This window comes from Neisseria sp. HMSC068C04, assembly GCF_001810105.1.
Lineage (GTDB): Bacteria > Pseudomonadota > Gammaproteobacteria > Burkholderiales > Neisseriaceae > Neisseria > Neisseria flavescens_B.
Genome location: NZ_KV799997.1, coordinates 130,691 through 154,959, shown reverse-complemented (window position 1 = coordinate 154,959; position 24,269 = coordinate 130,691). Strand labels below are relative to the sequence as shown.

Annotated in this window: 26 protein-coding genes, 1 tRNA gene and 1 pseudogene; 21 read left to right on the top strand and 7 right to left on the bottom strand. The window is 49.3% G+C overall.

Annotation, left to right across the window (positions count from 1 at the left end):
- Positions 1-45 precede the first annotated feature (45 nt).
- The gene (gene mscL, locus HMPREF2700_RS10220) at positions 46-489 is read right to left on the bottom strand and encodes a large conductance mechanosensitive channel protein MscL (RefSeq protein ID WP_070591900.1); all 444 of its coding nucleotides are present in this window, start codon (positions 487-489) and stop codon (positions 46-48) included.
- A 447-nt stretch (positions 490-936) separates the two neighbouring features.
- Positions 937-1,725 carry an enoyl-ACP reductase FabI gene (gene fabI / locus HMPREF2700_RS10215; RefSeq protein WP_049335828.1) on the bottom strand — a complete coding sequence of 263 codons (789 nt, stop codon included), beginning with the start codon at positions 1,723-1,725 and terminating at the stop codon, positions 937-939.
- 208 nt (positions 1,726-1,933) lie between these two features.
- Between fabI and ppk1 the strand changes: the two genes are divergently transcribed.
- The gene (gene ppk1, locus HMPREF2700_RS10210) at positions 1,934-3,991 is read left to right on the top strand and encodes a polyphosphate kinase 1 (RefSeq protein WP_070591899.1); all 2,058 of its coding nucleotides are present in this window, start codon (positions 1,934-1,936) and stop codon (positions 3,989-3,991) included.
- Positions 3,992-4,093: 102 nt separating this feature from the next.
- Positions 4,094-6,109, top strand: coding sequence for a prolyl oligopeptidase family serine peptidase (locus HMPREF2700_RS10205; protein ID WP_070591897.1), 2,016 nt, complete (start codon positions 4,094-4,096; stop codon positions 6,107-6,109).
- Positions 6,110-6,357: 248 nt separating this feature from the next.
- Here HMPREF2700_RS10205 and HMPREF2700_RS10200 read toward each other — a convergent pair whose 3' ends face one another.
- Positions 6,358-6,531: a DNA topoisomerase gene (locus tag HMPREF2700_RS10200; RefSeq protein WP_079454256.1), complete on the bottom strand. Its 174-nt coding sequence runs from the start codon at positions 6,529-6,531 to the stop codon at positions 6,358-6,360.
- A 22-nt stretch (positions 6,532-6,553) separates the two neighbouring features.
- On the opposite strand from HMPREF2700_RS10200, the pseudogene HMPREF2700_RS10195 reads away from it, so the two are divergent.
- A pseudogene (locus tag HMPREF2700_RS10195) lies at positions 6,554-6,745 on the top strand (aminotransferase class IV); the annotation flags it as partial.
- Positions 6,746-6,789: 44 nt separating this feature from the next.
- Here the strand turns inward: HMPREF2700_RS10195 and HMPREF2700_RS10190 are convergent.
- Positions 6,790-8,265 (bottom strand): DUF389 domain-containing protein, encoded by a 1,476-nt coding sequence (locus tag HMPREF2700_RS10190; protein ID WP_070591895.1) that lies wholly within the window; start codon positions 8,263-8,265, stop codon positions 6,790-6,792.
- Positions 8,266-8,465: 200 nt separating this feature from the next.
- On the opposite strand from HMPREF2700_RS10190, the gene HMPREF2700_RS12045 reads away from it, so the two are divergent.
- The 4 genes from HMPREF2700_RS12045 (at position 8,466) to HMPREF2700_RS10175 (ending at position 11,371) form a co-directional block, all read left to right on the top strand.
- Positions 8,466-8,591: a hypothetical protein gene (locus HMPREF2700_RS12045; protein WP_283129706.1), complete on the top strand. Its 126-nt coding sequence runs from the start codon at positions 8,466-8,468 to the stop codon at positions 8,589-8,591.
- 260 nt (positions 8,592-8,851) lie between these two features.
- Positions 8,852-9,088 (top strand): acyl carrier protein, encoded by a 237-nt coding sequence (acpP, locus tag HMPREF2700_RS10185; protein ID WP_003679644.1) that lies wholly within the window; start codon positions 8,852-8,854, stop codon positions 9,086-9,088.
- A gap of 162 nt (positions 9,089-9,250) precedes the next feature.
- On the top strand, positions 9,251-10,498 hold the full coding sequence (gene fabF / locus HMPREF2700_RS10180; RefSeq protein WP_070591894.1) for a beta-ketoacyl-ACP synthase II: 1,248 nt from the start codon (positions 9,251-9,253) through the stop codon (positions 10,496-10,498).
- A 180-nt stretch (positions 10,499-10,678) separates the two neighbouring features.
- Complete coding sequence (locus HMPREF2700_RS10175; protein ID WP_070591892.1) at positions 10,679-11,371, top strand: hypothetical protein; 693 nt, start codon at positions 10,679-10,681, stop codon at positions 11,369-11,371.
- Between the two features lie 55 nt (positions 11,372-11,426).
- On the opposite strand, the gene HMPREF2700_RS10170 is transcribed toward HMPREF2700_RS10175, so the two are convergent.
- Positions 11,427-11,756: a rhodanese-like domain-containing protein gene (locus HMPREF2700_RS10170; protein WP_003679997.1), complete on the bottom strand. Its 330-nt coding sequence runs from the start codon at positions 11,754-11,756 to the stop codon at positions 11,427-11,429.
- Between the two features lie 52 nt (positions 11,757-11,808).
- Positions 11,809-12,465, bottom strand: a complete 657-nt coding sequence (locus HMPREF2700_RS10165) for a protein-L-isoaspartate O-methyltransferase family protein (RefSeq protein ID WP_070591891.1) — start codon at positions 12,463-12,465, stop codon at positions 11,809-11,811.
- A gap of 182 nt (positions 12,466-12,647) precedes the next feature.
- On the opposite strand from HMPREF2700_RS10165, the gene tpiA reads away from it, so the two are divergent.
- From tpiA to HMPREF2700_RS10140, 5 genes are all read left to right on the top strand, one after another.
- Positions 12,648-13,421: a triose-phosphate isomerase gene (tpiA, locus tag HMPREF2700_RS10160; RefSeq protein WP_004464448.1), complete on the top strand. Its 774-nt coding sequence runs from the start codon at positions 12,648-12,650 to the stop codon at positions 13,419-13,421.
- 7 nt (positions 13,422-13,428) lie between these two features.
- Positions 13,429-13,788 (top strand): preprotein translocase subunit SecG, encoded by a 360-nt coding sequence (gene secG, locus HMPREF2700_RS10155; RefSeq protein ID WP_003683944.1) that lies wholly within the window; start codon positions 13,429-13,431, stop codon positions 13,786-13,788.
- Positions 13,789-13,803: 15 nt separating this feature from the next.
- Positions 13,804-13,889, top strand: a tRNA-Leu gene (locus HMPREF2700_RS10150).
- Between the two features lie 90 nt (positions 13,890-13,979).
- A complete protein-coding gene (locus HMPREF2700_RS10145) occupies positions 13,980-14,537 on the top strand; it encodes a UbiX family flavin prenyltransferase (RefSeq protein WP_004464450.1) in 558 nt (185 codons plus the stop codon).
- Positions 14,538-14,588: 51 nt separating this feature from the next.
- Positions 14,589-15,023, top strand: coding sequence for a PNPOx family protein (locus HMPREF2700_RS10140; protein ID WP_070591890.1), 435 nt, complete (start codon positions 14,589-14,591; stop codon positions 15,021-15,023).
- 53 nt (positions 15,024-15,076) lie between these two features.
- Here HMPREF2700_RS10140 and ppk2 read toward each other — a convergent pair whose 3' ends face one another.
- A complete protein-coding gene (gene ppk2, locus HMPREF2700_RS10135; protein ID WP_049344984.1) occupies positions 15,077-16,006 on the bottom strand; it encodes a polyphosphate kinase 2 in 930 nt (309 codons plus the stop codon).
- 167 nt (positions 16,007-16,173) lie between these two features.
- Between ppk2 and HMPREF2700_RS10130 the strand changes: the two genes are divergently transcribed.
- The 9 genes from HMPREF2700_RS10130 (at position 16,174) to atpG (ending at position 24,255) form a co-directional block, all read left to right on the top strand.
- Positions 16,174-17,958, top strand: coding sequence for a bifunctional chorismate-binding protein/class IV aminotransferase (locus HMPREF2700_RS10130; protein ID WP_070591888.1), 1,785 nt, complete (start codon positions 16,174-16,176; stop codon positions 17,956-17,958).
- Between the two features lie 101 nt (positions 17,959-18,059).
- A complete protein-coding gene (locus tag HMPREF2700_RS10125; protein ID WP_070591887.1) occupies positions 18,060-18,920 on the top strand; it encodes a ParB/RepB/Spo0J family partition protein in 861 nt (286 codons plus the stop codon).
- Between the two features lie 277 nt (positions 18,921-19,197).
- Positions 19,198-19,551, top strand: coding sequence for an ATP synthase subunit I (locus tag HMPREF2700_RS11545; protein ID WP_083303989.1), 354 nt, complete (start codon positions 19,198-19,200; stop codon positions 19,549-19,551).
- Entirely contained in the window at positions 19,541-20,407 is an 867-nt protein-coding gene (gene atpB, locus HMPREF2700_RS10120; protein WP_070591885.1) for a F0F1 ATP synthase subunit A, read from the top strand. The genes HMPREF2700_RS11545 and atpB overlap by 11 nt, the downstream gene beginning before the upstream one ends.
- Positions 20,408-20,476: 69 nt before the next feature.
- Positions 20,477-20,716 (top strand): F0F1 ATP synthase subunit C, encoded by a 240-nt coding sequence (atpE, locus tag HMPREF2700_RS10115; protein WP_070591884.1) that lies wholly within the window; start codon positions 20,477-20,479, stop codon positions 20,714-20,716.
- 72 nt (positions 20,717-20,788) lie between these two features.
- Positions 20,789-21,259 carry a F0F1 ATP synthase subunit B gene (locus tag HMPREF2700_RS10110; RefSeq protein WP_003708446.1) on the top strand — a complete coding sequence of 157 codons (471 nt, stop codon included), beginning with the start codon at positions 20,789-20,791 and terminating at the stop codon, positions 21,257-21,259.
- A gap of 4 nt (positions 21,260-21,263) precedes the next feature.
- Entirely contained in the window at positions 21,264-21,797 is a 534-nt protein-coding gene (locus HMPREF2700_RS10105; RefSeq protein WP_004519004.1) for a F0F1 ATP synthase subunit delta, read from the top strand.
- Between the two features lie 10 nt (positions 21,798-21,807).
- Entirely contained in the window at positions 21,808-23,355 is a 1,548-nt protein-coding gene (gene atpA / locus HMPREF2700_RS10100) for a F0F1 ATP synthase subunit alpha (protein WP_003676111.1), read from the top strand.
- 24 nt (positions 23,356-23,379) lie between these two features.
- Positions 23,380-24,255 carry a F0F1 ATP synthase subunit gamma gene (atpG, locus tag HMPREF2700_RS10095; protein WP_063076779.1) on the top strand — a complete coding sequence of 292 codons (876 nt, stop codon included), beginning with the start codon at positions 23,380-23,382 and terminating at the stop codon, positions 24,253-24,255.
- Positions 24,256-24,269 lie beyond the last annotated feature (14 nt).

Below are 24,269 nucleotides of genomic sequence, written 5' to 3'. Positions count from 1 at the left end.
TGGTTTCAGACGGCCTTGGTTTGTGTGTATGTTTAGGTATTGTGATTATTTTTTGTTCAGAGAGTCACGGATTTCGCGCAACAACAGAACTTCTTCGCTAGGCTCTGCTGGTGCTTCTTCAGCAGGAGCTTCGGTTTTTTTTACGGAGTTGATGGCTTTAACCACGCAGAAGATGGCAGCGGCGATGATCAGGAAGCTGATCACAGTGTTGATGAACAGACCAATGTTCAGGGTAACGGCACCGGCTGCTTGAGCGGCCGCCAGGCTGGCGTAACCAGCTTCAGGAGCGGCTTGTGCGCCGTCTTTCAGCGTGATGAACAGGTTGGAGAAATCAACGCCACCAATCAGCAGACCGATAGGAGGCATGATTACATCGTCAACCAATGATTTGACGATGCCGCTGAATGCTGTACCGACAACCATACCGACTGCGAGGTCGATCACGTTGCCACGCATAATAAATTCTTTAAATTCTGAAGCGATTGACATAATTAATCTCCTGTATGTGTTTGAGTCAAAATCAGATGTGATTCAATAAATCGGCAGGCATATTAACGCTTTATCGGTTAAGAAAAATTCATTAATGTTAAATTTTGTATTTTAGGCCAAAAATACCCTGCTTCTATGCCTTCTGTATGAAAAACAGGCCGTCTGAAAATTTTCTGTTACTTTTTTACACCACTTTTATCAGTAGCTAAGTATCAGATAACATGAATGTTATCTTTAGAATCAATGCTCTATCTTGCCTTTTAAATGAGATGGAATGATAACGTTATAATGTTAGTAACATAATGCGTCAAAGCATACGGTAATCATGTTTCCTACGTGTATTTGAATTTCAGGCGGCCTTATCGGTTATGCCATCATTCAAACCATAATGTAATGGCCATAAAAAACGCACTTTCATCATGAAAGTGCGTTTGGCGTAAAAACTGTTTAGTTCTCTTCGTCGTTCAGCGCGTTGATGCTGTAACCGCCGTCAACGTAGGTAATCTCGCCGGTGATGCCGGAGGCGAGGTCGGACAGCAGGAAGGCGGCTGTGTTGCCGACTTCTTCAGTGGTAACGTTGCGGCCCAATGGGTTGTGGGAAGCGACGTGGCCCAAGAGTTTGCTTAAATCGGCGATGCCGGAAGCGGCCAGGGTTTTGATCGGGCCTGCGGAGATGCCGTTGCAGCGGATGCCTTCTTTGCCCAGGCAGGCGGCGGTGAAGCGGATGCCGGCTTCAAGGCTGGCTTTGGCCATGCCCATAACGTTGTAGTTAGGAATGGCACGAACGGCGCCCAAGTAGCTCAGTGCAACGATTGCGGCGTTGCGGCCCTGCATCATCGGACGGGCGGCTTTGGCCAGCGCAGGCAGGCTGTATGCGGAGATTTCGTGAGCGGTGTTGAATGCTTCGCGGCTGATGCTGTCGAGGAAGTCGCCGCTCAAGGCTTCCTTGGGGGCAAACGCGATGGCGTGCACCAAACCGTCGAGGCCGTCCCAGTGTTTGCCCAAATCAACGAAAACTTGGTTGATTTCGTCATCGCTGGCAACGTCGCAGCGGAACACGAGTTCGGAGCCGAGTTCGGCCGCCATTTTACGGACGCGCTCTTCCAGTTTGTCGACAACATAAGTAAATGCCAATTCCGCGCCTTGTTCGCGGCAGGCTTTGGCGATGCCGTAAGCGATGGAACGCTCGGAGATCATGCCGGTAATCAGAATTTTTTTGCCTTGCAAAAAGCCCATTTTCTTATCCTTTAGCAGTGGTATTGCGGTTGCATTAAACTGCGCATTATAGCAAAAACCGCTGTTTCGGCATAGAAAAAAACGGATAACCCTTTGTCTTGCCTCAAATAGGGATAAGGTTTTCTGTCAAGGCCGTCTGAAACCTGACGGAACAGCGGCAAAACGTTATACTTGATAGTCTTAATGACCGATGTTTCAGGAGTGAACTATGCCCGAGCAAAACCGCATTCTCTGCCGAGAACTCAGCCTGTTGGCGTTTAACCGCCGTGTACTGGCTCAGGTGCAGGATACGAAAGTTCCTTTGTTGGAGCGTTTGCGTTTTTTGTGCATCGTGTCTTCCAATTTGGACGAATTTTTTGAAGTGCGCATGGCGTGGTTGAAACGCGAAAACAAATTGCGCCCGCATCAGCCGCTCGACAACGGCAAAACCGCGGCCGAAACCATCGAAGCGGTGGCAAAAGAGGCACAGGCCTTGATTCGCGAGCAGTACGATCTGTTTAACAAAGTATTGCAGCCTGCACTCAGTCGCGCCGGTATTCATTTTTATCGCCGCCACAAATGGACGGCCGCGCAGAAAAAATGGATCGAAAACTATTTCGACAACGAGCTGTTGCCCATTCTCACGCCCATCGGCCTTGATCCGTCACACCCGTTCCCGCGCCCGTTAAACAAATCGCTCAACTTCGCCGTCGAACTCGAAGGCACGGATGCGTTCGGCCGTCCGTCCGGTATGGCGATTGTACAGGCTCCGCGCATTTTGCCGCGCGTCGTCCCCATGCCGTCTGAAATTTGCGGCGGTGATGCAGGCTTTGTGTTCTTGTCTTCGATTTTGCACGCCCATGTCGGCAAACTCTTTCCCGGCATGAAGGTTAAAGACTGCCATCAGTTCCGCCTCACGCGCGACAGTGATTTGACGGTCGATGAAGAAGATTTGAAAAACCTGCGTGCCGCGATTCAAAACGAGTTGCACGACCGCGAATACGGCGACGGCGTGCGCTTGGAAGTGGCGGACACTTGTCCGGCGTATATTCACGACTTCCTGCTTGCCCAGTTCAAGCTGACTTCTGCCGAGCTGTATCAGGTCAAAGGGCCGGTCAATTTGGTGCGGCTCAATGCCGTTCCCGATTTGGTGGACAGGCCGGATTTGAAGTTCCCACCGCGCAATGCAGGCCGTCTGAAAGCCTTGCGCAAAAACGGCTCCGTATTCAAACTGGTCAAACAGTCGCCGATTTTGCTGCACCACCCGTATCAGTCTTTCGATCCGGTTGTCCAAATGATACGCGAAGCCGCTGCCGATCCGGATGTGTTGGCCGTTAAAATGACCATCTACCGCACCGGTAGCAATTCCGAGCTTGTACGCGCATTGATGAAGGCCGCACTGGCGGGTAAGCAGGTTACCGTCGTGGTCGAACTGATGGCGCGTTTTGACGAAGCCAACAACGTCAATTGGGCGAAGCAGCTGGAAGAGGCGGGTGCGCACGTCGTGTACGGCGTATTCGGCTACAAAGTCCACGCCAAAATGGCTTTGGTTATCCGTCGCGAAGACGGCGTGCTCAAGCGTTATGCCCACCTCGGTACCGGTAACTACCACCAAGGCACATCGCGCATTTACACCGACTTCGGCATCATCACTGCCGACGATCAGATTACTGCCGATGTGAACATTCTGTTTATGGAAATCACAGGCTTGGGCAAGCCAGGCCGTCTGAACAAGCTCTATCAAAGCCCGTTTACCCTGCACAAAATGGTCATCGACCGCATCAAGCAGGAAACCGAACACGCCAAAGCCGGCAAACCGGCGCGGATTACCGCCAAGATGAACTCCCTCATCGAGCCGAGCGTGATTGATGCGCTGTATCAAGCCAGCGCGGCAGGCGTGCAAATCGACCTGATTGTGCGCAGTATGTGTACTTTGCGCCCGGGTGTAAAAGGCTTGTCCGAAAACATCCGCGTCCGCTCCATCATCGACCGCCAACTCGAACACTCGCGCGTGTATTGCTTCCATAACAACGGCGCAGACGATACCTTTATCTCCAGCGCCGACTGGATGGGTCGCAACTTCTTCCGCCGCATTGAAGTCGCCACGCCGATTACCACGCCCGAACTCAAAGAACGCGTGATCCGCGAAGGTTTGGAAATGGCTTTGGAAGACAATACCCAGGCTTGGCTGATGCAGCCTGACGGCAGCTACGTCCGCACCCAGCCGCAAGACGGCGAGCCTGCGTTTGGTTTGCAGGAAGGTTTGTGGAAAATATACGGACGTTGAGTTGAATAATGTCTCAGGCCGTCTGAAATGCAGGTTTCAGACGGCCTTTTTTGATTTTGCCGTTATAATTCCGTTTCCCAATCTTTCAGACGGCCTTTTCCTATGAAATCTTACCCCGATTCCTATCTCCATTTTGAAAACCTCGAATCTCCCGAAACACAAAATTTCGCCGCCGCGGCGCATGCTGAAACGCGCGCCCGTTTTTTAGAAAACGACAAGGCGCGCGAATTGTCTGACGGTATTTTGGCGCAGTTGCAGGACACGCGGCAGATTCCGTTTTGTCAGGAACACCGCGCGCGGATGTACCATTTCCATCAGGACGCAGAATATCCGAAGGGCGTGTACCGCGTGTGTACCGCGGCGACTTACCGTTCCGGCTATCCCGAGTGGAAAATCCTGTTTTCGGTAGCGGATTTCGACGAATTGCTTGGCGACGATGTGTATTTGGGCGGCGTGTCGCACTTAGTGGAACAGCCCAACCGCGCGTTGTTAACACTGAGCAAATCGGGCGGCGATACGGCGTACACGCTGGAAGTGGATTTGGAAGCAGGGGAGTTGGTAGAAGGCGGTTTTCACTTTCCGGCAGGCAAAAACCATGTGTCGTGGCGCGATGAAAACAGCGTGTGGGTGTGTCCGGCTTGGGACGAACGCCAGTTGACCGAATCGGGCTATCCGCGCGAAGTGTGGCTGGTGGAGCGTGGTAAGAGTTTCGAGGAAAGCCTGCCGGTGTATCAAATTGCCGAAGACGGCATGATGGTGAACGCGTGGCGTTATCTCGATCCGCAGGGTTCGCCAATTGATTTGATTGAAGCGTCGGACGGTTTTTATACCAAGACGTATTTGCAGGTCTCAGCCGAAGGCGAGGCGAAACCGTTGAACCTGCCCAACGATTGCGACGTAGTCGGCTATTTGGCGGGACATCTTTTGCTGACGTTGCGTAAAGACTGGAACCGCGCGAACCAAAGCTATCCAAGCGGCGCGCTGGTAGCGGTGAAACTGAATCGGGGCGAACTCGGGGCGGCGCAGCTTTTGTTTGCGCCCGATGAAACGCAGGCATTGGAAAGCGTGGAAACGACCAAGCGTTTTGTCGTGGCGAGTCTGCTGGAAAACGTACAAGGCCGTCTGAAAGCATGGCGGTTTGCCGACGGCAAATGGCAGGAAGTCAAACTGCCGCGCCTGCCTTCGGGTGCATTGGAAATGACCGACCAACCGTGGGGCGGCGACGTGGTTTACCTTGCCGCCAGCGATTTCACTACGCCGCTGACGCTGTTTGCGCTGGATTTGAACGTGATGGAACTGACTGTCATGCGCCGTCAGCCGCAGCAGTTTGATTCAGACGGCATCAACGTGCAGCAGTTTTGGACGACTTCGGCCGACGGCGAGCGCATTCCTTATTTCCACGTCGGCAAAAACGCCACGCTCGATACGCCGACTTTGGTTTATGCCTATGGTGGTTTCGGCATTCCCGAATTGCCGCATTATCTGGGTAGTGTCGGCAAATATTGGCTGGAAGAGGGCAATGCCTTCGTTTTGGCGAACATCCGCGGCGGCGGCGAATTTGGCCCGCGCTGGCATCAAGCAGCGCAGGGAATCAGCAAACATAAAAGCGTTGATGATTTATTGGCAGTTGTGCGCGATTTGTCCGAACGCGGCATGAGTTCGCCCAAACACATCGGTTTGCAGGGCGGCAGCAACGGCGGCCTGATTACCGCCGCCGCCTTCGTGCGCGAGCCGCAAAGCATAGGTGCGTTGGTGTGCGAAGTACCGCTGACCGACATGATCCGCTATCCGCTGCTCTCCGCCGGCGCAAGCTGGACGGACGAATACGGCAATCCGCAAAAATACGAAGTCTGCAAACGCTGGCTGGGTGAATTGTCGCCGTATCACAATCTTTCAGACGACGTGCCATACCCGCCCGCACTCATCACTACCAGCCTCAGCGACGACCGCGTCCATCCCGCCCACGCGCTCAAGTTCTACGCCAAACTGCGCGAAACCTCCGCGCAATCGTGGCTCTACGCTCCGGACGGCGGCGGCCATACCGGCAACGGCACGCAACGCGAATCCGCCGATGAGCTTGCCTGCGTGTTGCTATTTTTGAAAGAGTTTTTGGGGTAGAAGCAAGCAGCAGAACTGACCGTTTTGTAAAGTTGAGAAACAAAATACTCTTGTTTCGGCAAGTGAAAAGAAGGCCGTCTGAAAAACGAATATTAAAGTTTTTCAGACGGCCTTCTTTTCTTTTAACTTTCAACATATCCCGATAAAATGGACACTTTGTAAGTGATCATTGATGGAAGACGCAATTATGGCAACCGAACCGAAAAATTATACACGATTTAGAAAATAATTTCAAACAAAACAATATATTAAAACTCAAACAAATCTTTCCCGAAGTCTTTTGCGAAGACCAAATCGACTTTGAGAAACTCAAACTCGTCCTTGGCGCAGAAAACCTTGCCGGTGTGGGCGAATGTTATCAACTCGATGCTGTAGAAACTAGTAGCGTTGTTTACAGTATTTCCAGGAGAATACTGAAACATGAACATGCACAAAAACACCCGTCTCACCCCGTCTCTGGATTTGGATATCCTCAACGGCATCATGCGCCAAGCCGTGTTGCAGCAGCTGCAAACCTACTTGGGCGCGGACACCATCATCGAAACACACATCACCCGCGATATGCTCGAACGCGCAGAAAAAATCCGCCTCTCCAACGCCTTGAGAGGCGTGTTTGAGGCGGATTTGGTGTACTAGGAACAATCAATGATTTCTCGGAAATGGATAAAGCCTGAAGGCGATTATTCGTTAGACGGTTTATCTGTCTGAGACGGTTTATCTGTCTGAGACTTGTGCGTTTGCAATATGCTCACTACCTTACCCTCATAACGCTGGCGTAACCACGCCTGCATCCGCTCGTAATCTTTGGCAGGTAGTGGCTGCTCCAATTCGAGAGAGACAACGACGATATCGTCATATGTATCTGTCTTCGGTTCTGCGTTTTTTTGGCTTTCAGACTGTTCGGAAACAGGCGTTGTTTGCGCTTTATCCCAAGCCAAGCCGCGTCCGACAACGATTTTTTCCGCTTCCGGATATTGGGCTTTTAATTCCTTGAGTACCGCTGCATCGTCGATATCGGAGGCTTTGCCTGCCAGTATGGTATCGATATAGGCCTGCTGCTCTTTCAGCTCATTTTGCTGCTGAACCGGGTTGTTTCGGCTTGCCAGCAATTCTTCGATTTTGGCATTGTTCCCTCCCGCATAGACCACGTTGACCTTCGGCTCTTTCACCCCCGACGCGTTAAGGCTTTTCACCAGTAAGGCGGAAATTTTCTCGGCATTGCCCGTTCCATTGACAATCAGACCGACTTTATTTTCTCTGTGGTTCAACATCTTACGCAGCACGAAAAAACCTTCCTGTTGCTGCGCAGTGGCAATGGCGGCATTGGCTCTGGTGTTGAAGATCTCCTGACGCACCAGTCCTGATGCCATATAGCCGCTCGGAATCATCACAGCCAACACGACGGCAGTAATAATGATGCTTTGCAACCGGCGTTTGGATTCCGTTACCAACCCCCTGCGCGGCAGCTTGAGCAGCTTGGAAAACAACAAGGTCGAAAAAGCGATGAACACGCAGTTGATGGCAAAAAGATATGAAGCACCGAGAAAGTAGTGCCAGTTGCCATGTGCCAGTCCGTAGCCCGCAGTACACAGGGGTGGCATCAATGCGGTAGCAATCGCCACACCCGGTATGGCATTGCCTCCTTCTTTTCGAGTCAGCGCCACAATACCCGCACTACCGCCGAAGAAGGCAATCAACACATCCCAAAGGGTCGGCTGAGTACGCGCCAAAAGCTCGCTTTGCGCCTCTTTAAGCGGGGTTAACAGGAAATACAACGTAGCGGTAATCAAGCTGATGACGACGAATATAATAATATTGCGCACGGCTTGACGGATCAGCGCAGTATCCCCTACCGCCAAACCGTAACCCATACCTACAATCGGCCCCATCAACGGCGAAATCAACATCGCGCCGATCACTACCGCCGTGCTGTTTACATTCAGACCGATACTCGCCACGGCAATGGCAAACATCAATACCCACATATTGGTTCCGGTCACCCGAGTATTGGCGCGGATGGTGGCATCGATCTTATCGGGATGAGCTTGGTCATGCGCAAGATTGAACACATCTTGCAACTTGGTCATGGCACCATTGTTTTCTTGTTTCTGCTTTTCTTGTATTTCCTGATTTTTACTTTCTTCCTGATCTTGCATATGCGTATCCTAAAGTTTTAATAGTTTATTTTAAACATCTAATTCATAAAGAATTTTTGAGTAATGAAATAATGCCTTGCCATTACGGCTAAATCTGACAGGCACACTTCCCGCAATTTATAATATATTAGCATACGTCCGCAAACTTTTCCTCCGTTAGATGAAGGAAGGGCAAAGTTGCCGTTACAGCAAGCCGTAACGTGGGCTTTACCCACGAGATGAATGCCAAAATGAAAGTCTATGTGACTGTTGTCGGATTTAGTTTTTGGATGGTGGATTTCGTGGGCAAAGCCCACGCTACTTGGGTTATCCCAAATCTGCCTTGATTGAATAAAAGGTCGTCTGAAAACGGGGAAATCAGTTTTCAGACGACCTTTCCGCTTATTAACTTATTGATACCAAAGAAAAACAAATTCCCGCTTGTAGGTTAAAATCAGCCTATGCTAATATGCGCAACAACAGGTTTTTCCAGAATAATCTGTGCTAAAATGTAGGATTAGATGGAAAACTCTATCCGAATTCGGTACAATACCGACGAATTATTTCCCTTAAACAACCTGCCGCAAGGCGAAAAGGAACGACTGACATGTCAAACATCGAACAACAAGTTAAAAAAATTGTTGCTGAACAACTGGGCGTAAACGAAGCCGAAGTGAAAAATGAATCTTCTTTCCAAGACGATTTGGGTGCTGACTCTCTGGACACCGTAGAACTGGTGATGGCTTTGGAAGAAGCTTTCGGCTGCGAAATCCCTGACGAAGACGCTGAAAAAATCACTACCGTACAATTGGCTATCGACTACATCAACGCCCACCAAGGCTAATCGGTCGCACCAAACATCCAGCCTCTGCTGCGCCATCGCAATAGAGGCTTTTACCTTATTATTAAACCCCTGAAATTTCAGACGGCATGAGTTTTGCCCATTCTCACGAAGAAAAAGAGCAAGGCTGCCGCGAAAATCCCGACAACCAACAGCGAGATTATCATGAGTCAGAGAAGAGTAGTCATCACAGGTCTTGGCCAAGTATCACCGGTCGGCAGCGACGTCGCCACCGCATGGAGCAATCTGCTCGCAGGCAAAAGCGGCATCGGACGGATTACCCGCTTTGACGCATCCGACATCAACAGCCAAATCGCCGGCGAAGTGCGCGATTTCGACATCGGCCAATACATCAGCGCGAAAGAAGCGCGCCGTATGGACGTGTTCATCCACTACGGTATCGCCGCGGCCCTGCAAGCCATCAATGATTCAGGCTTGGACGATTTGGAAACCCTCGACAAAGACCGCGTCGGTGTCAACATCGGCTCCGGTATCGGCGGCCTGCCGAGCATTGAAGCGACCGGTAAAGCCGTTATCGAAGGCGGCGCGCGCAAAATCAATCCTTTCTTTATCCCAGGCTCGCTGATTAACCTGATTTCCGGCCACGTAACCATCCTCAAAGGCTACCGCGGCCCGAGCTACGGCATGGTTTCTGCCTGTACAACCGGCGCACACTCCATCGGTGACTCTGCACGACTGATTAAATACGGCGACGCAGATGTGATGATTGCCGGCGGTGCAGAAGGCGCGATCAGCACTTTGGGCGTTGGCGGTTTTGCTGCCATGAAGGCACTTTCCACCCGCAACGACGATCCTGCTACCGCTTCCCGTCCGTGGGACAAAGGCCGTGACGGTTTCGTTATCGGCGAAGGCGCTGGCGTGCTGGTGTTGGAAGAATTGGAACACGCGAAAAAACGCGGTGCGAAAATTTACGCCGAAATCGTCGGCTTCGGTATGAGCTCCGATGCTTACCACATTACCGCGCCTAACGAAGAAGGCCCTGCATTGGCCGTTACCCGCGCCCTGAAAGATGCCGGCCTGAATCCTGAAGACGTAGATTACGTCAACGCACACGGTACATCGACTCCTTTGGGCGATACCAACGAAACTAAAGCCATCAAACGTGCTTTGGGCGATCATGCGCGCAAAGTCATCGTTAACTCCACCAAATCCATGACCGGCCACTTGCTTGGCGCAGCCGGCGGTGTGGAAGCGTTGTACAGCGTATTGGCAGTACACGAGCAAAAATCCCCACCGACCATCAATATCTTTGAACAAGACGTTGAAGCCGGTTGCGATCTGGACTACTGTGCCAACGAAGCGCGTGACGCGAAAATCGACGTTGCCATCTCCAATTCCTTCGGCTTTGGCGGTACCAACGGCACATTGGTATTCAAACGCTTTACAGGCTGATAGAAGGTTTTAAGTAGATTAAAAGGCCGTCTGAAACTGGTTTTCAGACGGCCTTTTTTATTTTGAAAGCTAAATATTCTTGATAATCTGTATCATTTGTATAAAAATACCGATTCCTATCAATATTGCCCGGATTTTATCGGGTAATCAACCCAATTACATTTTTATCAGGAGTCTGCAATGAAAACTATCCGTATTCTGGCATTGGCCGCCGCACTGGCCGCCGTGCCTGCATTTGCGTCTGATTTCGGCCATGAACAGGCATTGACCATAGACGGCAAGCCCGCCCATCTGGCAGAAACTTCAGCCCGTATTTTGGCAAACGAAACCCTGACTGCGCCGCAACTGGTCGAAGACATTACCGACGGATTGGGTTCGAAAAAAATTCCGGGCTATAAATTGATGATTATGGGCCGCACTTATTCGGTGGCAGCAGAAACCAAACCGCCGAAAGAGGGCCAAACTCAGTGGCGGGACAATACGTTCATTCATCGCGGCGTAAAACTGTTTGTCGGTATTCCGGTTAAAAACGGCAAGATGGATTTAGCGTCTGCCCGGTTGATTAATATCGGTGTGGTTGACGACAACGGTGGTGCTGCGCCTCATGATGAGGGTGAAAAAATCCGCCCCGTCGGCAAACAACTGATGTCTCCAGATACCAAAGTGGGAAATGTGAAACTCAATATTGCCAAACTGACGTTGCCAAATATGAAATTGGGCGAGACCAGTGGCGGAGGTGTGAAATTGGAAGCATCGGCAACATTGGACGGTAAGCCGATACAGACTAAAATCGACAGCACTTTCTCCCGCTTCTATTCCGCCAAACCAGTCGCTACACGGCCGTTTATGGCAGATGCACGGTTTGTGAAATAATTGAAAAGGCCGTCTGAAATCCAGTTTCAGACGGCCTTTTATTGATAAAACCGATTCAATACCGCATCATTTTGCTATCCACCTGCATTGCCCAAGCATCAATACCGCCTTGCAGGTTGTAGAGGTTTTCAAATCCGGCATCTTCCAAATACATTGCCGTGTGCAGGCTGCGGATGCCGTGGTGGCAGTAAACGACAATGGGCAAATCGTCGTCGGGCAGCTCGTTTTGACGCAGGGGGATGAGGTTCATCGGAATATGAATGGCAGCGGGCAGGGTGCAGATGGCGCGTTCTTCATCAGTGCGGACGTCGAGCAGGTGAAATGCGCGGCCTTCGTCCTGCCATTGCTTCAATTCAGTAGGCGAGAGTTGGATGATGTCGGTCATAAAGGTGGGGATAAAAGCATGAGGCCGTCTGAACTTTCAGACGGCCTGTTGTTTAAAAATCGAAATCGCCGAATGGATTGGCCGATTTGTCTTCCAAGTGTGCCACGACAGTGTCGAACAATACTTTTTCGGAAAACTCATTGCCGTTGCGCGTCAGCAAAAGCGCGCGTTGTACCGGTTTGCGACCGACGATGACCACCATGCGGCCGCCATCTTTCAATTGCTCTTTTAAGATTTCAGGTACGCTGTCTACTGCGCCGCCCACATAAATCGCATCAAAAGGAGCGCCTTGCGATGCTTCGGTCAGGCCGTTGTTTTGCACATAATCGACGTTGGCAAAGCCCAATTCGCCCAAAACTTTTTTGGCGCGTTGCTGCTGCTCGGCATCGATGTCGTCAGTGACGACTTTGCCGGCTAGTTTGGATAGCAGGGCGGTTGCATAGCCTGAGCCTGTACCGATTTCTAAGACGGTTTTGTCTTTTTTCAGTTTCAAACCCTGAGCCAGGCGGGCAACGACTTTGGGTTCCAACATCTTATGGCCGTTGGCCAGCGGCAGCTCCATATCCGCATAGGCCAAACCTTGAAAAGCCTCGCCGACAAAATGTTCGCGCTCGATCTCCTCCAAAGCATCCAAAATGTCGAAGTCCAAGACATCCCACGGACGAATCTGCTGTTCAACCATATTGAAACGCGCTTTTTCAAAGTCCATATTTGTGCTCCGTTCAATTCTTAATTTTATCGAAGCATACATTATAAATCCTTGTCGGAGAGTGTGCCATCTTTCAGACGGCCCAGAGGCTCGTTAATAATTGCCAAGCGCACATATATCCACTAAACTTTCACATTACACGACGCTACAGCAAGCAACAACCAACACACGGAGCAATAAAGATGTATCACCAAATCGGAATGTGGGACCAAAAATGGGTTATCGGCAACTGGAAAATGAACGGCCGACTCCAAAATAACAATGCGCTTATGCACCGCTTCCGTATCATGCCAACCGCAGAACGCGTGTTAATCGGCCTGGCCGCTCCGACCGTTTATCTGTTGCAACTGCACAACGCCATGCAGATTGTTTTGAACAACCGCATCTTGACCTGTGCGCAAGACGTGAGCCGTTTCCCGAATAACGGCGCGTACACCGGCGAAGTGTCCGCCGAAATGCTTGCCGACATCGGTACGGACATCGTCCTTATCGGCCATTCCGAGCGCAGCCTTTATTTCGGCGAGAAAAACGAAATCCAACGCCGCAAAATGGAAAACGTCCTCAACGTCGGCCTGATTCCATTGCTGTGTGTCGGCGAAAGCTTGGAAGAGCGCGAAGCCGGTAAAGAACACGAAGTCATTGCCCACCAGCTTTCCATCCTGCAAGGTTTGAACACCAAAAACATCGCCGTTGCCTACGAGCCGGTTTGGGCGATCGGTACAGGCAAAGTCGCCACCGTCGAACAAATCGCCGACATGCACGCATTTATCTACAAAGAAATCTTGTCTTTGTGCGGAAGCGATGTTAAAATCCGCGTTCTTTACGGCGGAAGTGTGAAAGCGGATAACGCAGCCGACATCTTCGCAGTACCTCATGTAGACGGCGCATTGGTCGGCGGCGCGTCATTATCATATGACTCCTTTACCGCCATCATCAACGCAGCACAAGCCTCGTAGAAAACATATGGAAGCCTTTAAAACCCTTATCTGGATCATTAATATTATTTCCGCTTTAGCCGTAATCGTGTTAGTATTGTTGCAACACGGTAAAGGTGCGGATGCCGGCGCAACGTTCGGTTCCGGCAGCGGTAGCGCGCAAGGCGTATTCGGTTCTGCCGGTAACGCCAACTTCCTCAGCCGCTCAACTGCCATTGCCGCAACATTTTTCTTTGCGACCTGCATGGCGATGGTGTATATTCACACCCACTCCAGTAAGCACGGTTTAGACTTCAGCGATGTGAAGCAGACCCAGCAAGCTCCTAAGCCTGCAACGCCTGCACAAAACAATACAACTCCTGTTGCACCGAATCCTCAGCAGCAGTAAGACAATTTGATTTATGCCGACATGGTGGAATTGGTAGACACGCTATCTTGAGGGGGTAGTGGCCGTAGGCTGTGCGAGTTCAAATCTCGCTGTCGGCACCACATTAGAAAATCTAACCGCTTTTTAGCGGTTATTTTTTCGTCTTGAGAATCTGCCTTTCATTTACCTTTAGGCTGAGACAGGGAAATACAATGAAGCGTTTGGTTGTCGGCATCAGCGGTGCCAGCGGTTTTCAGTATGGCGTGAAAGCTTTGCAGCTTTTGCGTGAGCATCAGGTAGAAACGCATTTGGTGGTTTCGCAAGGGGCGGAGATGACCCGCGCTTTGGAAACGGATTACACCAAAGAAGACGTTTATGCTTTGGCGGATGTCGTGCATTCCGTCCGTAATGTCGGGGCAAGTATTGCCAGCGGTTCGTTTTTGACGGATGGAATGTTGATTGCGCCGTGTTCAATGAAAACTTTGGCTTCGGTTGCTCATGGATTTGCCGATAATTTGCTCAGCCGTGCGGCGGATGTAACGTTGAAAGAGCGGCGCAAACTGGTGTTGATGGTGCGTGAAGCGCCGTTAAACTTAGCGCACATTGAAAACATGCGCCGCGTGACAGAGATGGGCGGCATTGTGTTTCCTCCCGTTCCGGCTTTATATCAGAAGCCCGAATCCATCGAAGATATGATTACACACAGTGTCTCTCATGCTTTGGACTTGTTCGGTATCATTCAAAACGATGTGCCGCGCTGGCAGGGCTGATATTTCAGACGGCCTGAGTATAAGTTACGACTGAGAAGGAAGATAAAAACCATGCAAACAATTCCTGCCAATATAGTGAAGTTTTTGAGCAATCATCATGTCGTCAGTATTGCTGCTGCGGAGGAGGGCGAAGTTTGGGCGGCTTGCTGTTTTTATGTGTTTGATGAGGCGAATGCTCGATTGATTGTGCTGACTTCTTTGAAAACGAAGCATGGCGGAATGATGAGCCGTTCTGCCAAAGTAGCCGGTACCATTGCCGGTCAACCTGACAGCATCGCAAAAATCAGTGGCATTCAGTTTGCGGCGACTGCCGCTTTGATTGAGGATGAAGCGGATTTGAAAGCGGCGCAGTCTTTGTATTACAAAGCGCATCCTGCTGCTCGAGTGATGAAAAGCGATGTTTGGGCATTGAATTTGGACAGTGTGAAATTCACTGACAATAAATTGGTATTCGCACAAAAAACGTACTGGAATCGCGAGGATTAAGAAAAGGCCGTCTGAAAGATGAAATTTCAGACGGCCTTTGGTAATGTTACAAATTAATCGTGTCCAAGATCGACAGTTTTTTCTTTGTGACGTGTATCGGGAACCAAAACAATTTTCTCGTCCACTTTACCGATGGCTTTCACGTCTTTGCCCGGATAGTCCAGCTGATGCAGGAAGTAGCGGATACAGTTCAAACGTGCACGTTTTTTGTCGTCGGAACGGATGATGACCCAAGGTGCGTCGCCGGTGTGGGTGTGGAAGAACATGGCGTTTTTGGCTTCGGTGTAGTCGTCCCAGCGGTCGAGCGACTGGATATCCACTGGAGACAGTTTCCAGTGTTTCAGCGGGTCGTCACGACGGGAGATGAAGCGACGGAGTTGTTCTTCACGGGATACGGAGAACCAGAATTTGAACAGATGGATGCCGCTGGCAACAAGCATACGTTCCAATTCAGGGGTTTGGCGCATGAAGAGCAAGTATTCGTTAGGTTCGCAGAAGCCCATTACGCGTTCTACGCCTGCACGGTTGTACCATGAGCGGTCGAAGAATACCATTTCGCCTGCGGTCGGCAGGTTTTGGATGTAGCGTTGGAAATACCATTGGCCGCGTTCGGTAGTGGTTGGTTTCTCCAAAGCAACCACGCGCGCGCCACGCGGATTCAGGTGTTCCATGAAGCGTTTAATGGTACCGCCTTTACCGGCTGCGTCGCGGCCTTCAAACAGGCTGACGATGCGCTGACCGGAATCTTTAACCCAGCTTTGTACTTTCAACAATTCGATTTGCAGCTTCTGTTTTTCTTTTTCGTAAACAGAGCGACGCATACGTTGTTTGTACGGATAGTTGGCAGGAAGCGGTGCGCTGCCGGAATCTTCGTCAGTGCCGCGTCCTTCGTGTTCCAAAACAGCCTTTTCGAATACTTGCAGCTGGTCTTGTTTCTCGCCCAGTTCAACATTCTCGAACGGTTCTAATTGGTGGTCTGCCATAAAGTCTCCTTATCGATTAAGTTTTAAATGATATGGTGTGGTATGACTTGATTTTACCTCTTTATGCTGTGTTAGCCTACATAAAATTACACATAAGCGATTTTTTCTGACTTGTTTGATAATTTTTGTAAAAACAGCGTATAATCAGCCTATTTGTATAATACATCATGCCTTATTTCGCCCTGTTCGACGATGCGTTAAGCGGTCGTGCAAAACTCTATCAAAATCATGTGGAAAGCTGCCTTTTTCATCATAACGAAATGGCGTCGTTGGATGATGTTTTGCAGGCAGGTTGGAAAAAAGGCCTGCATGCAGTGTTGTTTGCAGACTACGAATTCGGATTGCCACTGATGGATATTTCATCAGCGCACAGTGGCAATTTGCGTTTGCACTGGTTTGCTACTTGTTCCGAAATCGATGCCGAAAGCTGGCTGGCCAATCATTCAGACGGCCTTGAGCCAGGCATCTCCACTCCCCGATTCTCCGTATCTGAAGCCGATTATCTCGAGCATATCAACCAAATCCACGAAGCCATCCGCCGCGGCGATACCTATCAAATCAATTACACCGCACGCCTGCACCTGCAAACGTACGGCAATCCGATTCAGCTTTACCGCCGCTTGCGCCAGCCTGTGCCGTATGCCGTTTTGTCTTGTCTGCCCGACGAGGCAGGGCAGGACGCATGGACTTTGTGTTTTTCTCCCGAACTTTTCCTCAAAATCGATTCAGACGGCCTGATCACAACCGAGCCTATGAAAGGTACTGCGCCGATTCTTCATGATGGACAAGATGAACGCCGCGCCGTTGAATTGCAAAACGATCCTAAAAACCGCGCCGAAAATGTGATGATTGTCGATTTGTTGCGCAACGACCTCGGCAAAATCGCACAAACGGGCAAAGTACGCGTGCCTGAACCGTTTAAAGTTTCCCGTTTTGGCAGTGTTTGGCAGATGACCAGTGCCATCGAGGCGCAGGCGCTGCCTGATGTTTCGGTTGCCGATATTCTCCGTGCAGCCTTCCCATGCGGCAGTATTATCGGCGCGCCCAAACGAATGAGTATGCAGATTATTGAGTCCATTGAATCCGAACCGCGCGGTTTGTACACAGGCAGCATCGGCTTTTTGCATCCGTGCGATACGGGTTTGGGATTTGAAGGCGTATTTAATGTTGTGATTCGTACCTTATCTCTGAAACCGGTTTCAGACGGCCTTTATCAAGGCGTTTATGGAGTAGGTTCGGGGATTGTGATTGATAGCGATCCTGAAGCCGAATATCGCGAGTGTGGTTGGAAAGCGCGTTTCCTTAATGACTTGCGGCCTGATTTCGGTATTTTTGAAACCATGCGCGTGGAAGACAAACAATGCCGTTTGCTTGATTTGCATTTAGGCCGTCTGAACAGCTCGGCGCAAGCACTCAACCTGTCTTGGCCTCAAAATGCAATAGAGCAAATTCAACACTATATAGATGCGTTACCAAGTGGATTATTTAGAGTCAAAGCTGCTTTGTTTTCAGACGGCATTGAATTGAGCCATGCGGCTGTTTCTGAGTTGGATGGGCAGCAATACGTTATCTTGAGTGAACATACATTAAGCCAACGCGATTATCTACGCCGCTTCAAAACCACGCGCCGTGAAATTTTTGACCAAGCATGGAAAACGGCAGAAGGGCAGGGCGCATTTGACAGCCTGTTTTTCAATTCAGACGGCCTGTTGTTAGAGGGCGGAAGAGGCAATGTGTTCGTCAAATATCAAGGACAATGGCTCACTCCGTCTTTGGATTTGGATATTTTGAACGGGGTAATGCGCCAAGCGGTATTGAAGCAGCCGCAGCTATATTTAGGTGCGGATACGATAAGGGAAACACACATCACGCGTACCATGTTGGAAAACGCGGAAGAAATCCGCTTAAGCAACGCTTTAAGGGGCGTGTTTGCGGTTTCGTTCCGTAAATAAATGGCAATAGTCAAATCATTGTGATTCAAATTGTCGTAAAGCGGCAATATCCGATAGAATACGTCATTTCAACAATGAGGCCGTCTGAAAGGGAAAACAATATGGCAAAAGCAAGAGGTGGATTGGGACGCGGTTTGGATTCGCTGATTTCCAATGCAGTGGATAGCAGCAGTAGCGACCGCCTGACAACGGTTGCCATCGCCGATATTCAGCCCGGCCGTTATCAGGCGCGTGTGCAAATTGATGATGAAGCTTTGCAGGAATTGGCCGATTCCATTAAAGCGCAAGGCATTATCCAGCCGGTTATCGTACGCGAACGTGGGCTGTCTCAATATGAATTGATTGCCGGCGAACGCCGTTGGCGCGCTTCCCAGTTGGCCGGCTTGACCGAAATTCCCGTCGTCATCAAAACCATCAGCGACGAAACCGCGTTGGCCATGGGTTTGATTGAAAACCTGCAACGTGAAAACCTCAATCCGATTGAAGAAGCTCAAGGTTTGAAACGTCTCGCCGACGAATTTGGCCTGACTCATGAAACCATCGCAAAAGCCGTCGGTAAAAGCCGTAGTGCCATCTCCAACAGCCTGCGTCTGTTGAGCCTGCCTGAGCCGGTTCAGGAAATGCTTTATCAACGCCGTCTGGAAATGGGGCATGCCCGTGCGTTGCTGACCTTGCATGTGGTTGACCAATTGGAGTTGGCGCAAAAAGCCGTCAAAAACGGTTGGTCGGTACGCGAAGTAGAGCGCCGCAGCCAGTTGGCACATCAAAAAGCCAAGCCGGAAGCAACCAAAACCATCAGCCCGGATATCCGCCGTATTAATGATGCCCTGACCGAGCGTTTGGGTGTCAATGCCGAAGTCAAAACCAGCAATCAGAAAAAAGGAAAAATCGTACTGCATTTTGATACGCCGGAAACATTTGAATACCTGCTGAAACAGTTAGGCATTAATCAAGAGTTTTAACGGTTTTATAAACAGGCCGTCTGAAAAAAATTTTTCAGACGGCCTGAATTTTTGATAAAAGGACTGGTCGTACAGATGCTTACAATACAAATCAAAATCTTCTGTAAAATCTGTGTAGCAACATGTAATTTGTGTTAAACTCCGTTTCTGCAAAGATTTGTTTTATATGTGTTAATCATTTATCTGTGAAAGGTTCACAAAGATTAACATATTGCTTGACGTTAACAAACTTCTTGATTATATTAATTTACCTTGCGTTTTTGGGGTGTGAAGTACAATGAATCGGATAGTCCCATTGCAAGTAGTTGTATTGTTAATAATTTCAGTTGTTTGTGCGTTATTTTCCGGATTGCCCGGCTTCCTCTCTGCTTTGGCGGGAGGATTTTCGTACATTTTGCCTACCCTGGTTGCAGTTTTACTTTTAAAGTTTTCCCGACGAAATCCCGATCTGCAAAGTTCGATGTTTATCGGCGGAGAGGTTTTAAAAGTAATGCTGTCGCTGGTATCTATGTCGGTCGTTTTTGCGATATGGCATCAATCACTGGTATTTTACCCATTTTTATTGGCGTTTCTTGGCGTCAGTCATTTGGTTTTTTTGGTATTGTTGAGAGTGAAACACTATGGCAGGTGAAACTATGACCCCTACCGATTATATAACGCATCATTTGCAAAGTTTGACCAGTTTGTCGGACATGGAGCATGGTCAAGGTTTGGATAATATTGCTGATTTTTCATTTGTTAACCTTGATGCAATCTTTTTTGCCGTTCTGTTGGGCATAATCGGCAGCTTTCTTTTGTGGCGCGGTGCCAAGAAAGCAACGGCTGGTGTGCCCGGTCGTTTTCAGGCGGCTGTTGAGATTTTGTTCGAATTTGTGGATGATATGTGCAAAAGCATTATCCATAACGAACAATCGCGTAAAGCTGTTGCGCCTTTGGGTTTAGCCTTATTTGTCTGGATTTTCCTGATGAATGCCATGGATATGTTGCCGGTTGATTTGCTGCCGAAGGTATGGCAAGGCGTTACTGGTAATCATCACGCACTGTTGCGTGTCGTTCCGACCGCTGATTTGAATACCGCTTTGGCTTTAGCAGTCGGCGTATTGATGATCTGTATCTACTACAATATTAAAATCAAAGGTTTTGGTGGTTGGGTTCATGAACTTTTCAGTGCGCCTTTCGGCCCATGGCTTGCTCCGGCCAACTTTCTGTTGAACTTGGTAGAGTTCTTGTCCAAAACCGTATCCCACGGTATGCGGTTGTTTGGTAATATGTATGCCGGTGAGCTGGTGTTCCTGCTGATCGCTTTGTTGGGTGGTGCATGGGCATCAACCGGCAGTATCGAAACTTTGGATCCAATTTTATTTGGGTTCCACCTGATTGCCGGTTTGGCTTGGGCGATTTTCCATATTTTGGTTATCACTTTGCAGGCATTTATTTTCATGGCGTTGGCGTTCGTATATATCGGACAAGCGCATGATGCACACTAATCAAGTAGTTTAGTTTTTCTCAGTAGTTTTGTTTTTGTAGTTTAACCTTTATTTTTTAAGGAGTTTAAAATGGGTGGTTTGATTGCTATCGCATGTGGTTTGATCGTTGCATTGGGCGCATTGGGTGCCTCTATCGGTATCGCAATGGTTGGTTCTAAATACTTGGAATCTTCTGCTCGCCAACCTGAGCTGATCGGTCCTCTGCAAACCAAACTGTTCTTGATCGCTGGTCTGATTGATGCTGCATTCCTGATTGGTGTGGCTATTGCCCTGCTGTTTGCCTTCGTTAAACCATTTGCAGGTGTTTAATCAAAACGGAATGTTCTGTTGTGATACGGGCTCTAGCCTGTTTGATTAACACTAGTACGAAGGTTAAGTAACGTGAATATTAATGCAACCTTATTTGCGCAAATCCTAGTTTTCTTTGGCTTGGTTTGGTTTACGATGAAATTCGTATGGCCTCCGATTGCCAAAGCATTGGACGAGCGTGCTGCAAAAATCGCCGAGGGCTTGGCTGCTGCCGAGCGCGGCAAGAGCGATTTTGAGCAGGCAGAGAAAAAAGTTGCAGAACTTATGGCCGAAGGGCGTAATCAGGTAACCGAAATGGTTGCCAACGCCGAAAAACGTGCTGCAAAAATTGTAGAAGAAGCCAAAGAGCAAGCTTCTCATGAAGCGGCACGCATTGCAGCCCAAGCAAAAGCTGATGTAGAGCAAGAAGTTAACCGTGCACGCGAAGTGTTGCGCGAACAGGTCGCTTCATTGGCTGTTAAAGGTGCGGAATCTATCCTGCGTAAAGAAGTCGATGCTTCCAAACATGCAGATCTGCTCAGTGCCTTAAAACAGGAGCTGTAATCTTATGGCAGAGTTCGCAACGATTGCCAGACCTTATGCGAAAGCATTATTTAGTCTGGCTCAGGAAAAAAACCAAATCGAGTCTTGGTTGGGCGAACTGAAAGAACTCGCAGCGGTTGTTCAAGATGAGAAAGTCATTGCTTTCATCGAGCAACCGGAAACGGGAGCTTCCGAAAAAGCAGAAACGCTCAAAGGTCTTGTCGGTATCAAAAATGTCGAATTGGCAAATTTCATTACCGTTTTGGCCGAGCAAAAGCGTTTGCTGGTATTGCCGGAAATTTATGCCCAATATCAAGATTTGACCTTGATACACAACAATACGAAATCGGCAGTAATTTACAGCGCGTATGAACTCAGTTCTCAGCAGCTGGCCGATGTTACCGATATCCTGACAAAACGCTTCAACAGCAAATTGGATGTGGTAGCTAAAGTTGCCCCTGAATTAATCGGCGGCATCAAAGTAGAAGTGGGTGATCAGGTCTTGGATTTGTCCGTACAAGGCAAACTGAATGCTTTGTATGCGACTATGACAAATTAGGAGAGTTTTCATGCAGCTTAATCCTGCTGAAATTAGCGATTTGATTAAAGCCAAAATCGAAAATCTGTCCGTCAATGCAGAAGTGCGTACCCGTGGTACCGTTGTTTCTGTTACAGACGGCATTGTGCGCATTCATGGCTTGTCAGACGCGATGCAAGGTGAGATGCTCGAATTCCCCGGTAACACTTTCGGTCTGGCCATGAACTTGGAGCGTGACTCCGTTGGTGCCGTAGTGTTGGGTGAGTACGAACACATTAAAGAAGGCGATACAGTTACCTGTACCGGCCGTATTTTGGAAGTGCCGATCGGTCGCGAACTGGTTGGCCGTGTAGTTGATGCATTGGGTCGTCCTATCGATGGTAAAGGTCCAATCAACACAACATTGACTGCTCCAATCGAAAAAATTGCACCAGGTGTGATTGCGCGTAAATCGGTTGACCAACCAATGCAGACCGGCCTGAAGGCTATTGACTCTATGGTTCCGGTTGGTCGTGGCCAACGTGAGTTGATCATTGGTGACCGTCAAACCGGTAAAACTGCCGTAGCACTGGATGCCATCGTTAACCAAAAAGGTACAGGCGTTATCTGTATTTATGTGGCTATCGGTCAAAAAGCATCTTCTATTGCCAACGTAGTGCGCAAATTGGAAGAGCATGGCGCGATGGAACATACTATCGTGGTTGCTGCAACTGCTTCTGAAGCCGCTGCGCTGCAATACATCGCTCCTTACTCCGGTTGTACCATGGGTGAATTCTTCCGTGACCGTGGTGAAGATGCGTTGATCGTATACGATGACTTGTCTAAACAAGCTGTTGCATACCGTCAAATTTCCCTGCTGTTGCGCCGTCCTCCTGGCCGTGAAGCATATCCTGGCGACGTATTCTATCTGCACTCCCGTCTGTTGGAACGTGCGGCCCGCGTCAGCGAAAACGAAGTTGAAAAACTGACCAATGGCGAAGTAAAAGGCAAAACCGGTTCTCTGACTGCGTTGCCAATTATTGAAACCCAAGCCGGTGACGTATCAGCATTCGTACCAACCAACGTAATTTCGATTACAGACGGCCAAATCTTCTTGGAAACCGACTTGTTCAACGCCGGTATCCGTCCTGCAATCAATGCCGGTATTTCCGTATCGCGCGTGGGTGGTGCAGCACAAACCAAAGTCATCAAAAAACTGGGTGGCGGTATCCGTTTGGCGTTGGCACAGTACCGTGAATTGGCGGCGTTCTCGCAATTTGCTTCCGATTTGGACGAAGCAACACGCAAACAGCTGCAACACGGTGAAGTGGTTACTGAATTGATGAAACAAAAACAATTCAGCACATTGAACACTGCCGAAATGGCATTGACTTTGTGGGCGATCAACAACGGTTCTTACGCAGATGTTCCGGTATCCAAAGCCTTGGCTTTCGAAGCAGAATTCTTGAGTTTTGTACGTACGCAACATCCTGAGGTTCTGGAAGCGATTAATGCATCAGGCGCAATGTCTGACGAAAGCGAAAAAGCATTAACCGAAGCCATGAAATCTTTCAAATCTTCTTACGCTTACCAAGCATAAGTATTGAGATGAAAGGAGTCTGAAATGGCAGTCGGAAAAGAGATTCTCACCAAAATCCGTAGTGTTCAAAATACCCAAAAGATCACTAAAGCGATGCAAATGGTGTCGACCTCTAAAATGCGGAAGACTCAAGACCGGATGCGCTTAGCGCGTCCGTACGCCGAAAAAGTGCGTACAGTGATGAGCCATCTTGCACAGACCCATGCCGATCATGGTATCAAATTGTTGGAGCCGCACCGCGAAGTGCGTCGTGCCGGTTTCATTTTGATTACCTCGGATAAAGGTTTGTGCGGTGGCTTGAACGCAAACGTACTGAAAAAGTTTTTGGCGCAAGTTCAAGAGTATCAGGAACAAGGCATCGAAGTCGAAGTCGTGTGCCTGGGTAGTAAAGGTTTGGCTGCGTGCCAAAGCATCGGTTTGAATGTTATTGCCAGCGCAACCAATTTGGGCGATACCCCAAAAATGGAATTGCTGCTCGGACCTCTGACCGAAATCTTCCAACGTTATGAGAAGCATGAATTAGACCGTATCCATATGGTTTACTCACGTTTTGTCAATACAATGCGCCAAGAGCCGCGTATGGAAGTTTTGCTGCCTATCGGTGAAAACGTTATTGACGACGAAGCGGGTCATTCTTCATTTACTTGGGAATACCGCTACGAGCCGAGTCCTATCGCCGTATTGGAATATTTGGTTCGCCGCTATTTAGAGTCTGTGGTTTATCAGGCATTGAGCGACAACATGGCATCCGAACAAGCCGCGCGTATGGTAGCGATGAAAGCCGCAACCGACAACGCAGGCAATGCCATTAAAGAATTGCGCTTGGTGTACAACAAATCGCGTCAAGCTGCGATTACCACAGAATTGTCAGAAATTGTAGCAGGTGCAGCGGCAGTTTAATGCCGTCTGAAGCC

Bases quoted from the DNA above. Each gene is read 5' to 3' on its own strand.
- mscL (WP_070591900.1), bottom strand. From the start codon at position 489: ATGTCAATCGCTTCAGAATTTAAAGAATTTATTATGCGTGGCAACGTG.
- fabI (WP_049335828.1), bottom strand. From the start codon at position 1,725: ATGGGCTTTTTGCAAGGCAAAAAAATTCTGATTACCGGCATGATCTCC.
- ppk1 (WP_070591899.1), top strand. From the start codon at position 1,934: ATGCCCGAGCAAAACCGCATTCTCTGCCGAGAACTCAGCCTGTTGGCG.
- HMPREF2700_RS10205 (WP_070591897.1), top strand. From the start codon at position 4,094: ATGAAATCTTACCCCGATTCCTATCTCCATTTTGAAAACCTCGAATCT.
- HMPREF2700_RS10200 (WP_079454256.1), bottom strand. From the start codon at position 6,531: ATGTTTCAGTATTCTCCTGGAAATACTGTAAACAACGCTACTAGTTTC.
- HMPREF2700_RS10190 (WP_070591895.1), bottom strand. From the start codon at position 8,265: ATGCAAGATCAGGAAGAAAGTAAAAATCAGGAAATACAAGAAAAGCAG.
- acpP (WP_003679644.1), top strand. From the start codon at position 8,852: ATGTCAAACATCGAACAACAAGTTAAAAAAATTGTTGCTGAACAACTG.
- fabF (WP_070591894.1), top strand. From the start codon at position 9,251: ATGAGTCAGAGAAGAGTAGTCATCACAGGTCTTGGCCAAGTATCACCG.
- HMPREF2700_RS10175 (WP_070591892.1), top strand. From the start codon at position 10,679: ATGAAAACTATCCGTATTCTGGCATTGGCCGCCGCACTGGCCGCCGTG.
- HMPREF2700_RS10170 (WP_003679997.1), bottom strand. From the start codon at position 11,756: ATGACCGACATCATCCAACTCTCGCCTACTGAATTGAAGCAATGGCAG.
- HMPREF2700_RS10165 (WP_070591891.1), bottom strand. From the start codon at position 12,465: ATGGACTTTGAAAAAGCGCGTTTCAATATGGTTGAACAGCAGATTCGT.
- tpiA (WP_004464448.1), top strand. From the start codon at position 12,648: ATGTATCACCAAATCGGAATGTGGGACCAAAAATGGGTTATCGGCAAC.
- secG (WP_003683944.1), top strand. From the start codon at position 13,429: ATGGAAGCCTTTAAAACCCTTATCTGGATCATTAATATTATTTCCGCT.
- HMPREF2700_RS10145 (WP_004464450.1), top strand. From the start codon at position 13,980: ATGAAGCGTTTGGTTGTCGGCATCAGCGGTGCCAGCGGTTTTCAGTAT.
- HMPREF2700_RS10140 (WP_070591890.1), top strand. From the start codon at position 14,589: ATGCAAACAATTCCTGCCAATATAGTGAAGTTTTTGAGCAATCATCAT.
- ppk2 (WP_049344984.1), bottom strand. From the start codon at position 16,006: ATGGCAGACCACCAATTAGAACCGTTCGAGAATGTTGAACTGGGCGAG.
- HMPREF2700_RS10130 (WP_070591888.1), top strand. From the start codon at position 16,174: ATGCCTTATTTCGCCCTGTTCGACGATGCGTTAAGCGGTCGTGCAAAA.
- HMPREF2700_RS10125 (WP_070591887.1), top strand. From the start codon at position 18,060: ATGGCAAAAGCAAGAGGTGGATTGGGACGCGGTTTGGATTCGCTGATT.
- HMPREF2700_RS11545 (WP_083303989.1), top strand. From the start codon at position 19,198: ATGAATCGGATAGTCCCATTGCAAGTAGTTGTATTGTTAATAATTTCA.
- atpB (WP_070591885.1), top strand. From the start codon at position 19,541: ATGGCAGGTGAAACTATGACCCCTACCGATTATATAACGCATCATTTG.
- atpE (WP_070591884.1), top strand. From the start codon at position 20,477: ATGGGTGGTTTGATTGCTATCGCATGTGGTTTGATCGTTGCATTGGGC.
- HMPREF2700_RS10105 (WP_004519004.1), top strand. From the start codon at position 21,264: ATGGCAGAGTTCGCAACGATTGCCAGACCTTATGCGAAAGCATTATTT.
- atpA (WP_003676111.1), top strand. From the start codon at position 21,808: ATGCAGCTTAATCCTGCTGAAATTAGCGATTTGATTAAAGCCAAAATC.
- atpG (WP_063076779.1), top strand. From the start codon at position 23,380: ATGGCAGTCGGAAAAGAGATTCTCACCAAAATCCGTAGTGTTCAAAAT.